A 13,252-nucleotide genomic window follows, 5' to 3' on the forward strand; every position below is an offset into this window, starting at 1 on the left:
GAGGTGCCTCATGAACACATCAACCGCCACACACGAAAAAAGCCACGTCTTCAAACGGGCAAATTGGTTCGAACATATCGAGCTCATCATGGCGCTCATCAGCGGTGTATTGATTGTACTCGCATACATCACCGAAAAACAAGTTGGAACGTCTTGGGTTCACGTCACCCTTTATTTGGCTGCCTTTTTAATCGGCGGCTACGCTAAAGCGAAGGAAGGATTGACCGACATGTGGGAGACAAGGTCGCTAAACGTCGAGCTGTTGATGATCATCGCGGCAATCGGAGCCGCTTCGATCGGTTATTGGATGGAAGGTGCCATCTTGATTTTCATCTTCGCCTTATCGGGTGCGCTCGAGACGTACACGATGAACAAGAATGAACGCGCCCTCGAATCACTGATGGAACTGCAGCCGGAACAAGCGACCCGATTTAACGACGAGGGCGGGTTAGACGTCGTGCATATCGACGAACTGTCGGTCGGGGACCGGATTTACGTCCGCCCTGGGGAACGAATCCCGGTCGACGGACGCATTTTGAGCGGTGGCGCCTCGATCGAGGAAGCTGCGATCACAGGTGAATCGATTCCAGTCGAGCGCAACGTCGGTGACGACGTGTTCGGTTCGAGTGTGAACTTGAACGGCGTTTTGACGCTCGAAGTCACAAAACTCGCCACGGAGACGTTGTTCCAAAAGATCATTCAAATGGTCCAACAAGCGCAGGAAGAGAAGTCCCCGTCCGCCCAATTCATCGACCGCTACGAAGGACGTTACGTCCAAGTCGTCTTGTTCTCGGTTGCGGCCATCATCTTGCTCGGTCCCGTCTTCACGCCTTGGTCGCTCGAGACGAGCATATATCGTGGCATGATTTTGCTCGTCGTCGCCTCCCCTTGTGCGCTCGTCGCAGCGATCACGCCAGCCGCTTTGGCCGCCATCGCCTCGTCCGCCAAACACGGCATCTTGTTTAAAGGCGGCGTCCATATCGAGAACATGGGGCGGCTCAAAGCTATCGCGTTCGACAAAACAGGAACACTTACGATCGGAAAACCCGAAGTCCAGCACGTTCTGCTTCACCCGGACGTCACACAACATGACGTCTTCCGGATCGTCAGTTTGATTGAAGAGCATTCGATGCACCCGCTCGCCGAAGCGCTCGTTGCCTACACGGGAAAACATACCGGCACGATGGAACAGTTCAAAGACGTCACCGGTTCAGGCATCGAGGCTATGATTGACGGCGTCACGTACCGGGTCGGCAAACAAAAATTCGCGGACGCGAGCGGCGACTTTTTCCTTGATCAAGTCGAACGATTGAAAGAAGCCGGCCATACGCTCGTCTTCATCAGTGACGAAACCCGAACCCTCGGGGCTTTCGCCTTGCGTGACACGCTACGTCCAGAAGCGAAGCAAGCGATCGAGCGCTTGAACCGTCTCGGTATCGCCACGATCATGATCACCGGCGACAATGAGGCGACTGGGCGGGCCATCGCGACAGAAGCTGGTTTGACCCGTTATATCGCCGAGTGCCTGCCGGATGAGAAGGTCGAACAAATCAAGTTGTTGAAGGCAGAGTATGGGTCGATCGGCATGATCGGTGACGGCATTAACGACGCCCCCGCTCTCGCCACAGCCGACGTCGGCATCGCGATGGGCGAAGGGACAGACGCCGCTCTTGAGACGGCGGATGTCGTCCTCATGAAAAACGACCTCGTCCGCCTCAGTTCAGCCATCGAGCAGTCGCGCAAACTGAATCGAATCGTCCTTCAAAACGTGATCTTCGCCCTCGGCGTCATCCTCGTCTTGATTGCTACGAACATCTTTGAACTGCTCGTCATGCCGTTCGCCGTCGTCGGACACGAAGGGTCGACCATCCTCGTCATATTGAACGGTCTCCGTCTGCTCAGCTCATCGTGGGACTGACAAATTTCGACACGTCACGAAACCGTCATTGAAAGCAAATGCCGATTTCGCTATAATTGAAACAATGTGTCTAACAGACCGAAACAATAGGTAGATTGACTAAAGGTGGTACAAGGTATGAATACGATTGCAGTAATCGGCAAAGTGTTTGTCGACATAAAAGGAACGTCGTTCGCCCCGCTCCATAAAGATGCGAAAAACGTCGGAGATATCGCCTTCTCAAACGGTGGCACCGGACGAAACGTCGCTCAGAACTTAGGTGTCCTCGGTAACGATGTTCGGTTCGTCTCGACCGTGACGAACGATCAAATCGGAATCGGTGTCCTCGAAGAACTACGCAGTTTGAACGTCAATGTCGAACACGTCGACTTGCTCGAAGACAACGGCATGGGTATGTGGCTCGCGGTCATGGACAATAACGGTGACCTCCAGACGTCAATCTCAAAACAACCTGACGAGGCGATGATGGAACAATGCATCCTCCGTCGCATCGATACCGTTTTCGCCGAGAGCACGGCTGTCGCCATCGACCTCGACTTATCGGTCAACGTCTTAAACGAGACGATTGAATTGTGCCGTGAGATGAAACTCCCGCTATACGGTGTATGTGGTCACCTCTCGGTCATCGAACGCAACCGTCACTTGCTCCAAGGGTTCACGGGCTTCATCTGTAGCCGCGAAGAAGCCGAGATTCTCTCGGATATGTCCATCGTCACGGTTGACGATGCCCTTCGCGTCGCCGAGGTGCTCGCCATGAAAGGAGCGCCGCTCACGATTGTCACGATGAGCGAGCTCGGAGCCGTCTACGTCGACCTTCGCACGAACGAACAAGGTCACGTGCCGACGACGAAAGTGAAAGTTGCCGACTCCACAGGCGCCGGGGATTCCTTCTTCTCTGCCGTTATTTCCGAGCTCATGAAAGAGCATTCGATTGAAGATGCACTTCGTCTCGGCATGCGTGTCGCCGGGAAAGTCATCGGCTCTCATGACAACGGACTGACGCCTGAGATGTATGCTTCACTTGAACAACCAACACGTGACTGAGCTAACGCATCGACCGCCGTGTCGATGCGTTTTGTTCTCGGTTTGAAGAAAGGAATGATTGAATTCATGAGAACGAAACAACGGAGCGCCATCATTCTCGTCAATGAACAAGATGAGATCGCCCTCATTCGTCGCGAAAAAGCTGACGTCCTTTATTATGTCTTCCCGGGCGGAGGTGTCGAATTTGGCCATACGACCGAAGAAACGGCGATACGCGAAGCATACGAGGAACTCGGCGTACACGTCGAACTTGAAGGCGTCGCCGCCCATGTCGCATTCAACGGTGAATTGAACCCCTACTACTGGGCCCGCGTCACCGGTGGCAAATTCGGGACCGGGACGGGCGAAGAGTTTCAAGCCGAACAGACAGAAGGATCCTACACACCGATGTGGATCAAACGGAGTGCACTCAGCCACCTTCCCGTCCGTCCGCCCTCGCTCGCAGAATTGCTTAGTCAGTCTTCAGAGCGCTTCTACGACAAAACATTGGCTGAATATTGAATTTATAGTGTAACCTCCTCACAAATCGGGAAGATAGTTTCTAACGATAACGTTCAGGAGGCATGCTATGGACACGAAAGAAGTGAAAGAAAAAAAGAATTGGCTCGCGTTCGGAAAAGAATTATTGCGCCGATTTAAAGAGCATAACGTCCAAGACTTTGGTGCGACGCTCGCTTTTTTTTGGTTTTTATCTATTTTCCCAGGAATCATCTTCATTCTGGCGCTGCTGTCGTTCTTTGACATCACACAGGCGTCATTCCAAGAGCAGTTGAACAACTTGGCCCCAGGCGCGGCCGCGACCGAGTTCCTATCGGGCATCTTTGAAGCGCTCGGGGAACCGCGTGGCGGACTGCTCTCCATCGGTGCGATTTTAGCGATTTGGTCGGCCTCGAAAGGGGTCGAGCGGCTCATCAACATGGCGATTCACGCCTACGGGGAAGACAACGAACGAAATTTCTTTGTCAGTAAAGGCATCGCCCTCGGATTGACGTTCTTACTCGGTGTTGGCGTATTGCTCCTCATCGTCTCGAACGTGTTCGGGTCGCAGATCATCTCGTTCCTTATGGAATTCCTTCCGATTTCCGGGGCCGAGGTCATCTTAATCAATATTTTCCGTTACGCGCTGACGACGGTCATCTTGATTTTGACGCTGTCGATTTTCTATAAAATCGCACCCCAGCAACACGTCTTTTGGAAGAGCACGATTCCAGGCGCCATTTTCGGGGTCATCACGTGGCAACTCGTCTCGCTCGGGTTTAGTCTATACGTGTCGAACTTCGGAAACTACGATTCGACGTACGGTTCGCTCGGCGGAATTATCGTGACACTATTATGGCTTCAATTGACCGGTATGATCATCTTGATCGGCTCCGAGATCAACGCCACGTGGATGCGATTCTTCAAGTCCCCAAGCGAACAAGAATATGAACGTGATTTCAAGAAGAACAAGAAAGCGAAGAAAAAAGGCGAAACAGAAGACGATTATAAAGATATCCCAATCAATACGTACGGATAAGAAAAGGCGAACTCGACAGTCGAGTTCGCCTTTTCTTATTCACACCTCGACGACGTCGAGTCGCCCCGTTCCCGGGTCGATGACAAATCCATGGACGTTCGTTTCCGGTGGCAAGAGCGGATGATTCTTAATCAAGCTGACCGAGTTCATGACGTTCGCCTCGACCGAATCGAATCCGTGCAACCACTTCTCCAAATCCATCCCGGACGCTTTGAGTGTTTGAAGCGTCTGAGGGTCAATCCCCCGCCGCTCCATCTCAGCAATGACCGCGTTCGGATCGATGGCGGCCATCCCGCAGTCATAGTGTCCGACGACGATCACTTCCTCCGCTCCGAGCGCATATAAAGCGACGAGAATCGAACGCATGACCGAACCGAACGGATGCGATAAGACGGCTCCTGCATTTTTAATAATTTTGGCATCCCCGTTTTTGAGCCCGAGCGCCTGCGGTAACAAAGCTGTCAATCGTGTGTCCATACACGTCAAAATGACGATTTTTTTATCTGGAAACTTATCGGATACGAACTGCTCGTACTGTTTTTCCGTCACGAATCGTTCATTGAACGCTAACATTTCTTTGACGACTGACATTTTCCCCACTCCTTTACGTTATGTGATCACGCGGGCAACCATCAGACCGATGACCATCCACGCCCCGAACAATGTGTTCACCTTCGCCGTCATCGCCATCGCCGGCATCAATTCAACCGGTTCACGTTTCACCCAGAACCGCTTCACAGCGCGGACCATGAGTGGAATCGTGAACAGTGACAGCAATACCCATGGTGTAACACCATACACGAACACACCGACGAGAATTCCGACTAAAGCTGCCACGAAAAATCCTGCCAAGACGAGCACAGCTCGGCGATGCCCGACGAGACATGCGATCGTCCGTCGACCGTTCTCTTTATCGTTATCTAAGTCCCGGATGTTGTTGGCGAGTAAAATCGCACCAATCAACAACGCCATCGGGAACGAAACGATGAGCAACTCTGTCGTCACCATCCCGATTTGGATGTAACCCGAAATACCGATGATCACGTAGCCCATGAATAAACCGGCCACGAGTTCTCCGAACGGGGTATAGGCAATCGGTAGCGGCCCACCCGTATATAAATAACCGACGACCATCGATAGCGCCCCGATCCATAATAGATGCCAGCTTGTCGACGCGGCGATATACAAACCGAGCGCGGCGGCAACACCGTACATCCCAAGAGCGATGGTGAGCACTTGCCCCGGCGTGAAGCCGTCACGAACGATCGAGCCCCCGATTCCAATCGAACCTTCGTGGTCGAGCCCGCGTTTGTAGTCGTAATATTCATTGAACAAGTTCGTCGCGATTTGAATTAAGACCGAGGCGATGAGCATCGCCAAAAACAATCCCCACTTCAATTCGACCTCACCGATGACGATGAACGTTCCGAGCAACACCGGAATAAAACTTGCCGTCAACGTATGCGGACGAATCATGCGCCAATATGCGCCTTTTTCTCTCTGTTTCATCTCTTCCCCTCCCTTCGTTAGTTTACGTCTATGTAAAAAAATCTGTCAATGCCCGCCGCTCGAAACGGTCTCGCCTATTTCCGAGCATTTGACGGACGGTTCAGCCGTCAAGTCATGATACACTAAAAGATGAGAATTCTATTGGATTGAGGAGGCTTTTCGTTCATGCCAGATACTCAAACACACATTAAACAACGAATCGAACAGGCCCATAAACGCGCTCGCGCGTGGCAACGACCTGTCCTCGCATCGTACACGTGGGAAATCCCTTCGTTCGACGCGTTTCATATCATTCAGAACACAGAGACGTCACACTACTATTTTGCCTCACCTGACCGCACGCTCGAGATGCTCGGTTGTGCGGACGCGCTCGTCTTAAGCGCCTCGGGACCGGAACGGTTTCAACGGCTCCAGTATGATTGGAGCTTGCATCGCCGCGACGTCGATGCGACGATTTACGCGTTCTCCGGATTTTCATTCGACACGTTCGTCCGGCCCCAAAAAAACATGTGGGAGGCGTTCGGGGAAGCGTCTCTCGTCGTCCCTAAATTTTTATACCGCCGTCTCGGTGACAAACATACGTTGACCGTGTCGACGCTCGTATCCGCTAAGCGTTCTGTCGAGCAATATTTAATTCAATTGGCCGACCAATTGGCACAGTTCAATGCGCTCCACGCACCGGATACCGAAAAACCTACCTATTCACAAGTGAAAGACGGCGTCGACCACTTTAAATCGAGTTTCCAACAGGCGAAACAATATATCAACGAAGAGAAAGTCGAAAAGATTGTCATCGCCCGCGAAGAGATTTATCAAATGTCGGACGAGGCGTTCCCGTTCGCGCAGACGCTCCGTCACTTATCGGACCAACAACTGGGCAGCTACGTGTTTTTATATCAACCGAAACGTGAAATCGGCTTTTTCGGCGCCACACCGGAGCGGTTGCTTAAAAAACAAGGCCCTTACATCGAGACAGCCGCCATCGCCGGTACGATGAAACGACCCGATACGGACAGCGAGGCCGAAATCGCGAAAGCGCAGTTGCTTCAAGACCGAAAGAACCTAGAAGAACATCAAATCGTTGTGAAGGCGATTAAAAACGCACTCAACCCATACGCAGCTACGATCAAAGCACCTGAATCACCCCAGGTTTTAGAGACGCGTTCTGTCTATCATTTGCACACACCGATCCAAGCGACGCTCGATACGAACGCTTCGATCTTGTCCATCATCGAGTCGCTGCATCCGACGCCGGCGCTCGGGGGTTCCCCGAAACGGATGTCTGTCCGCTTGCTACGTGACATTGAACGATTCGACCGCGGTTGGTACGGTTCCCCGTTCGGTTGGTTGAACACCGACGGCGAGGGCGAGTTTGTCGTCGCCATCAGGTCCGCGCTCGTCCACCACCAGTTCGTCGCCATGTATGCAGGCTGTGGAATCGTCCAGGAGTCTGAACTCGAATCAGAATTAGAAGAGACCGAGATGAAATTGAGCCCGATCAAACAAGCCCTCGGTTTCCATCCCGTCGCCCCAGGAGGCAATCCGTCATGAACGACACGTTAACAGCATGGGTCGCGCACATGATGAACCAGCTCGTCGAACAAGGCGTGCATGACATCGTCATCAGCCCAGGTTCACGGTCGACACCGCTCGCCATGGCCGCGTACTTGCATCCACAAGTCCGCCACCATATCGTCGTCGACGAACGGTCGGCCGCATTCTTCGCCCTCGGCCTGACGCGTTCGTCCGAGACGGTTCGTCCGGTCGCCTTGATTTGTACGAGCGGCACGGCCGCCACGAACTATTTTTCCGCGGTCGCCGAAGCGTATATCGCTCAATTGCCGCTCGTCATCTTGACGACCGATCGGCCCCACGAATTGCGAAACGTCGGGGCCCCGCAAGCCATCGACCAAGTCCGACTTTACGGCGAGCACGTGAAGACGAGCCTCGACTTGCCGGTCCCGGATGCAAAAGCGCACCATTACATGGGGCAAGGCGTCGGCCGGCTCGTCCGCCTCAGCATGCAAGCCCCACTCGGGCCGGTTCATATGAATGTCCCGTTCCGCGAACCGTTATTGCCGGACATCGAGCAGTTAAAAAATCTCCTCACCGCTGTCCCAGAAGCGTACGGAGTCGCTTACGCGCGACCAGTTCCAAACGATTTGACTCGTTTTAAACACATCGTCGCGGCCGACCGGATCGTCTTTGTCGTCGGTCCGGGCACGCCAGCTGAATGGCTTGAGTCGATCCATACGACAGCCACCACGTATCACATCCCCGTGTTCGCAGATCCGCTCAGCGGGATGCGCCGATTCGAAGGGGTATGCGCCAACTATGATACGTGGCTCGCGAGTGAACATTCCGGTGAATGGCTGCCGGATGCGATCATTCGCTTCGGCGCCGCCCCGGTGTCGAAACGGTTGAACCAATGGCTCGATGACACGACACAACTCGTGATCGATCAGCCCGGATCGTTCCGTGACCCTTCTAGTCTCGCGACCGTCGTTTACGGGGACGCGCGCGATTATTTGACCGTTATCGATACGCCGTATGATGTTCGTTACGCCAATCGTTTCATGACGTTCGAACGCGTCAGTGAGTCGGCGAAACACGGCCTCCGTGGAGAAAGCGCATTGGCACGCCACTTGCTTGCGACCTCGATCGAACGACTTTTCGTCAGCAACAGCATGCCGATCCGCGACGTCGATACGACGCTTGCAGCCGGACAAACGATCAACGTGCTCGCCAACCGGGGCGCGAATGGCATCGACGGGATCCTTTCGAGTGCGCTCGGCGCGTGTCACGACACAGAAAAAGCAGCCCTCCTCGTCGGAGATTTGGCGTTTTACCATGACAGCAACGCTTTACAGTTGCTAAAGACACATCCTGGCTCGTTCTCGGTCGTCATTGTCAACAACAACGGGGGCGGTATCTTCTCGTTCCTGCCTCAAGCCGCTATCGAGCCGCAAATGTTCGAAGACTTGTATGGAACTCCGCTTGACTTGAACGTGCGCGGCTTCGCTGAAACGTACGGTTTGACCTATCGCTTGGTCGAGCGACCGGAAGACGTCCGGGATGCCATCGAGACAGGCGTCCACGTAATCGAGTTCCCGTCTGACCGGGCCGCGAACGTCTTGGCGCACCGCGAATGGACGGCTTCCATCTGTGACCGACTCACATTAGAGAACGGCACATGATTCGCCACATCCGCGGCGTCGCTTATGAAGTGCTCGAACGCGGGCAAGGCCGACCGGTCCTGTTGCTACACGGATTCACCGGACGGGCTGATTGGCTCACACGTTTCCCGGATCTCCCGGTCCACCTCGTCGCCCCGTCGCTCCTCGGGCACGGCCGAACGGCGTGTCCCGAACGAGGTCGCCTGCACATGAGTCAACAAGTCCGGGACTTGTCTGCCCTGCTCGACCTCGACGATCGACCTTGGACGGTCATCGGCTACTCGCTCGGCGGCCGCATCGGCATGACACTCGCCGTCTGCGATCGACGCGTCGAGCATTTCATCGGGATTAGCACGACCCCCGGACTCGAATCCGCGACCGAACGGCGGGAGCGTAGAGCGCAAGACGCAGAGCTCGCCACTTTTCTCGAGCAGCGTGGCATCGAGGCGTTCGTCGACCGTTGGGAACAGCTTCCGCTTTGGCATCAGACAGCCGAGATGCGCGCTTCCCTTCGTCCCGAGCGTTTAGCGCAACACCCATCGGCACTCGCGAACAGTCTCTGCGCCATCGGGACCGGCAGTATGCCGTCACTTTGGCCGCTTCTAGACCGCTTGCCTCGTACCGATTTGATCGTCGGGGAACACGACCTGAAGTTCAAAGCAATCGCGAAACGAATGCGCGACGAACATTCACTCGTTCAAATTCACGAAATTTCGGCTGCAGGTCATGCTCCACATATCGAGAACGCCCAACAATTTGGTACAATGATAAAGAAATTGATTTTAGGGGGAAATTAAATGGAATCAGTAGCAAACTGGACATCGGTCCGTACGTATGAAGATATTAAATATGAGAAGTGGAACGGGATCGCCAAAATCACGATCAACCGCCCGGAAGTGCGGAACGCTTTCCGTCCGCTCACGGTCAACGAATTGATCGACGCGTTCGCGCGCGCCCGTGACGACAAAGAAGTCGGCGTCATCATCTTGACAGGTGAAGGCGAAAAGGCGTTCTGTTCAGGCGGAGACCAAAAGGTTCGTGGGCACGGCGGTTATGTCGGTGACGATGAGATCCCACGCTTGAACGTCCTCGACCTTCAGCGCTTGATTCGCGTCATCCCGAAACCGGTCATCGCCATGGTCGCTGGATTCGCCATCGGTGGTGGACACGTCTTGCACGTCGTCTGTGACTTGACGATCGCCGCGGATAACGCCCGTTTCGGTCAAACCGGACCAAAAGTCGGTTCGTTCGACGCCGGGTATGGCTCAGGCTACTTGGCGCGCATCATCGGCCATAAGAAAGCCCGTGAGATTTGGTACCTTTGCCGTCAATACGACGCGCAAGAAGCACTCGACATGGGCCTCGTCAACACGGTCGTCCCACTCGAGCAACTCGAAGCAGAAACGATCCAGTGGTGCCAAGAAATCTTGCAACACTCTCCGACTGCGCTCCGCTTCTTGAAGGCGGCGATGAACGCCGACACGGATGGCCTCGCAGGTCTCCAACAGCTCGCAGGCGATGCGACGCTCCTTTATTACACGACGGAAGAAGCAAAAGAAGGACGCGACGCGTTCAAAGAAAAACGCGACCCGGACTTCGGTCAGTTCCCGCGTTTCCCTTAATCTGTACGAGAGTAGCGACTTCGCTACTCTTTTTTTGGAGGTATGCCCGATGAATGTATTGAACCATCCGACCGATCACATCGCCCTCGTCGCGGCCGGACGCCGTCTGACATGGGGAGCGGTATGGAACGAGAGCGCACGTCTCGCTCACTACGTAAAGCGCACCGCACCCGATGCCCGTCACATCGGACTGTACGCAGCCAACAGCACCGATTACGTCATCGCCATCCACGCCGTCCTATTGCTCGGCAAAGTGCTCGTCCCGCTGAATACGCGGTTGACAAACAATGAGATCAAGACGCAACTCGAGACGGCGGATGTCGACCTCTTGCTCGTCGACGAAACGCTCGACGTCCCGGTTCCACAGCTCATGCTCACGATGCGCGACGCGGAACCCCTGGCCGGCCATCATACGTGGAAACAAGACGAGGTCATGTCGCTCATGTTCACGTCCGGGACGACAGGACGCGCGAAAGCGGTCAAACAGACGTACGGCAACCATGTCGCAAGCGCCGAGGCCGCTCGGCACCACCTAGGCTATGACGCACGCGATCGCATGCTCGTCGTCACCCCGCTATTTCATATGAGCGGGCTCGCTCAAGTGTACCGCGCCGCCTGCTTCGGTTCAACGTTGTACGTGGAAACGAAGTTCGAGGCCGTCCGGACACTTGACTTGATCGCAGCCGAACGCATCACCCACGTCTCACTCGTCGCCGTCATGCTCGATCGGTTGCTCGCAATCGGACTCGAGCGCCATGCTCTTCGCGTCGTGCTCGTCGGGGGTGGCCCGGTGCCACAACCGCTTCTTGAAGAGGCGGAGCGACGCCACATCCCCGTCGCCCAGACGTACGGGATGACCGAAACGTGTTCACAAGTCGCGACGTTACTCCCAGCGGAAGCACTCGATCGTCTCGGTTCGAGCGGTCGAGCCATTTTGCCGACACGAGTCCGCGTCAATTCGGATGGAGAAATCGAGGTGAGCGGACCGACCGTCACACCCGGCTACTATAAACAGCCCGAAGCCGATGCTTGGACGGAAGACGGGTTTTGGCGGACCGGAGATTTGGGTACAATCCAAGACGGTTATTTGTATGTCCACGATCGGAGGAGCGACTTGATCATCTCGGGAGGCGAGAACGTCTACCCGGCTGAAATCGAGAGCGTGCTCCGTCGTTGCCCTGGCATTGAAGATGCCGGGGTCACCGGCCGTAATGACGCGACATGGGGGACGGTCCCTGTCGCGTATATCGTCGGGTCGTATGACCCGCTCGAACTGGAACGCTTGTTGTCAGAACATCTCGCCAGCTACAAACATCCGAAGGCGTATCATATCGTCCGCGAACTGCCTCGCAACGCGAACGGGAAGCTGATGCGCCACCGCCTAAAGGAGACCGCCCATGATTCGACGCGCTGAATTATATATCGTCCCGTTGACGTTCAAACACCCGATCGTGACCGCCCATTCCGTCCTCTCGACGCGACGGACGATCATCCTCCGGCTCGAGACAACGGACGGTCTCGTCGGATACGGGGAAGGCGTCGCCTTCGAGACGCCTTGGTACACGGCAGAGACGGTCCGTTCGACAATCGATGTCTCGGCACTCATCACCAAACTGTTGGACGGCCAACCTGTGTCGCCGCAGTCGTTTCCGCCACGCTTCCGCTCCATCATCGGTCATCCGATGGCCAAGGCGATGTGGGAGAGTGCCTGTTGGGAAATTGAGGCGGCTCGTCAACAGAAGACACTGAAACAACTGCTCGGGGCGGGAGACACGGTCGCCTGCGGCCGGACGATCGGCATCGGTCTCTTGACCCAAACACTGAAAGCGATCGAAGGGGCACTCGAGACCGGATTCGATCGCATCAAGTTAAAGGCGGCACCCGAAGAGTTGTTATATTCCTTGAACGAGATCCGGGCCGTATTTCCTGACGCCCCGCTCATGATCGATTTGAACGGTAGCGGGGTCGAACAGCCACTCTCGTGGTTCGAACAGTTGGATGCGTATCGCCTCTTGATGATCGAACAGCCGTTCCCGAGTACACATTGGGTCGCGTCTGCCGATTTACAGGCCCGGCTCGAGACACCGATTTGTCTCGACGAGTCCATCACTTGCCGGCAAGACGTTGAAACGATGACCCGCCTCGACGCTGGGCGCATCGTCAACATTAAACCGGCCCGTGTCGGCGGTTTGACCGAGGCGCTCGCCATTCGGGAAGCAAACGTACCGTATTGGGTCGGCGGCATGTATGAGTCCGCCATCGGTCGTTACCATACGCTCTTGTTCGCTTCCTTGAGCGGCGCCGCTTACCCGGCCGACATGGCCGGAACGAGCGCCTATTTCGAGACCGACCTGCTCGACACACCGCTCGAGGTCAAGGACGGGAAGCTCATCATCCCGGACGACCCGCGGCCTGATTGGGCAATGATACGACGTTTAGCCGAAGAGACGATTCAACTGAAGTAAAA

At 55.1% G+C, this 13,252-nt stretch carries 12 protein-coding genes; 10 read left to right on the forward strand and 2 right to left on the reverse strand.

The features are described from left to right. Window positions 1–10: 10 nt before the first annotated feature. From P398_RS0114480 to P398_RS0114495, 4 genes are all read left to right on the forward strand, one after another. The gene (locus tag P398_RS0114480; protein ID WP_029335905.1) at window positions 11–1,918 is read left to right on the forward strand and encodes a heavy metal translocating P-type ATPase; all 1,908 of its coding nucleotides are present in this window, start codon (window positions 11–13) and stop codon (window positions 1,916–1,918) included. A 117-nt stretch (window positions 1,919–2,035) separates the two neighbouring features. Further along, window positions 2,036–2,962, forward strand: a complete 927-nt coding sequence (locus P398_RS0114485; protein ID WP_029335908.1) for a carbohydrate kinase family protein — start codon at window positions 2,036–2,038, stop codon at window positions 2,960–2,962. Window positions 2,963–3,028: 66 nt separating this feature from the next. Continuing rightward, window positions 3,029–3,463 carry an NUDIX hydrolase gene (locus P398_RS0114490; protein ID WP_034799538.1) on the forward strand — a complete coding sequence of 145 codons (435 nt, stop codon included), beginning with the start codon at window positions 3,029–3,031 and terminating at the stop codon, window positions 3,461–3,463. Between the two features lie 67 nt (window positions 3,464–3,530). Then, window positions 3,531–4,478, forward strand: a complete 948-nt coding sequence (locus P398_RS0114495; protein WP_024371623.1) for a YihY/virulence factor BrkB family protein — start codon at window positions 3,531–3,533, stop codon at window positions 4,476–4,478. Window positions 4,479–4,517: 39 nt separating this feature from the next. Here P398_RS0114495 and P398_RS0114500 read toward each other — a convergent pair whose 3' ends face one another. Both P398_RS0114500 and P398_RS0114505 read right to left on the reverse strand, forming a co-directional pair. After that, the gene (locus tag P398_RS0114500; RefSeq protein WP_024371624.1) at window positions 4,518–5,069 is read right to left on the reverse strand and encodes a beta-class carbonic anhydrase; all 552 of its coding nucleotides are present in this window, start codon (window positions 5,067–5,069) and stop codon (window positions 4,518–4,520) included. 18 nt (window positions 5,070–5,087) lie between these two features. Further along, window positions 5,088–5,987, reverse strand: a complete 900-nt coding sequence (locus P398_RS0114505) for a 1,4-dihydroxy-2-naphthoate polyprenyltransferase (protein WP_024371625.1) — start codon at window positions 5,985–5,987, stop codon at window positions 5,088–5,090. A gap of 165 nt (window positions 5,988–6,152) precedes the next feature. Between P398_RS0114505 and P398_RS0114510 the strand changes: the two genes are divergently transcribed. Genes P398_RS0114510 through menC form a run of 6 tightly spaced genes read left to right on the forward strand, consistent with a single transcriptional unit; the run spans window position 6,153 to window position 13,250 of the window. Continuing rightward, complete coding sequence (locus P398_RS0114510) at window positions 6,153–7,538, forward strand: isochorismate synthase (protein ID WP_029335911.1); 1,386 nt, start codon at window positions 6,153–6,155, stop codon at window positions 7,536–7,538. Further along, complete coding sequence (menD, locus tag P398_RS0114515; RefSeq protein WP_029335914.1) at window positions 7,535–9,184, forward strand: 2-succinyl-5-enolpyruvyl-6-hydroxy-3-cyclohexene-1-carboxylic-acid synthase; 1,650 nt, start codon at window positions 7,535–7,537, stop codon at window positions 9,182–9,184. Before P398_RS0114510 ends, menD begins: the two co-directional genes overlap by 4 nt. After that, window positions 9,181–9,960 carry an alpha/beta fold hydrolase gene (locus P398_RS0114520; protein WP_029335915.1) on the forward strand — a complete coding sequence of 260 codons (780 nt, stop codon included), beginning with the start codon at window positions 9,181–9,183 and terminating at the stop codon, window positions 9,958–9,960. The genes menD and P398_RS0114520 overlap by 4 nt, the downstream gene beginning before the upstream one ends. Further along, entirely contained in the window at window positions 9,961–10,785 is an 825-nt protein-coding gene (gene menB / locus P398_RS0114525; protein ID WP_024371629.1) for a 1,4-dihydroxy-2-naphthoyl-CoA synthase, read from the forward strand. 49 nt (window positions 10,786–10,834) lie between these two features. Beyond that, entirely contained in the window at window positions 10,835–12,199 is a 1,365-nt protein-coding gene (gene menE, locus P398_RS0114530) for an o-succinylbenzoate--CoA ligase (protein WP_029335916.1), read from the forward strand. After that, window positions 12,183–13,250, forward strand: a complete 1,068-nt coding sequence (gene menC / locus P398_RS0114535) for an o-succinylbenzoate synthase (RefSeq protein ID WP_029335920.1) — start codon at window positions 12,183–12,185, stop codon at window positions 13,248–13,250. Before menE ends, menC begins: the two co-directional genes overlap by 17 nt. Window positions 13,251–13,252 lie beyond the last annotated feature (2 nt).

The sequence above is a fragment of the Exiguobacterium aurantiacum DSM 6208 genome (genome assembly GCF_000702585.1).
Lineage (GTDB): Bacteria > Bacillota > Bacilli > Exiguobacteriales > Exiguobacteriaceae > Exiguobacterium > Exiguobacterium aurantiacum.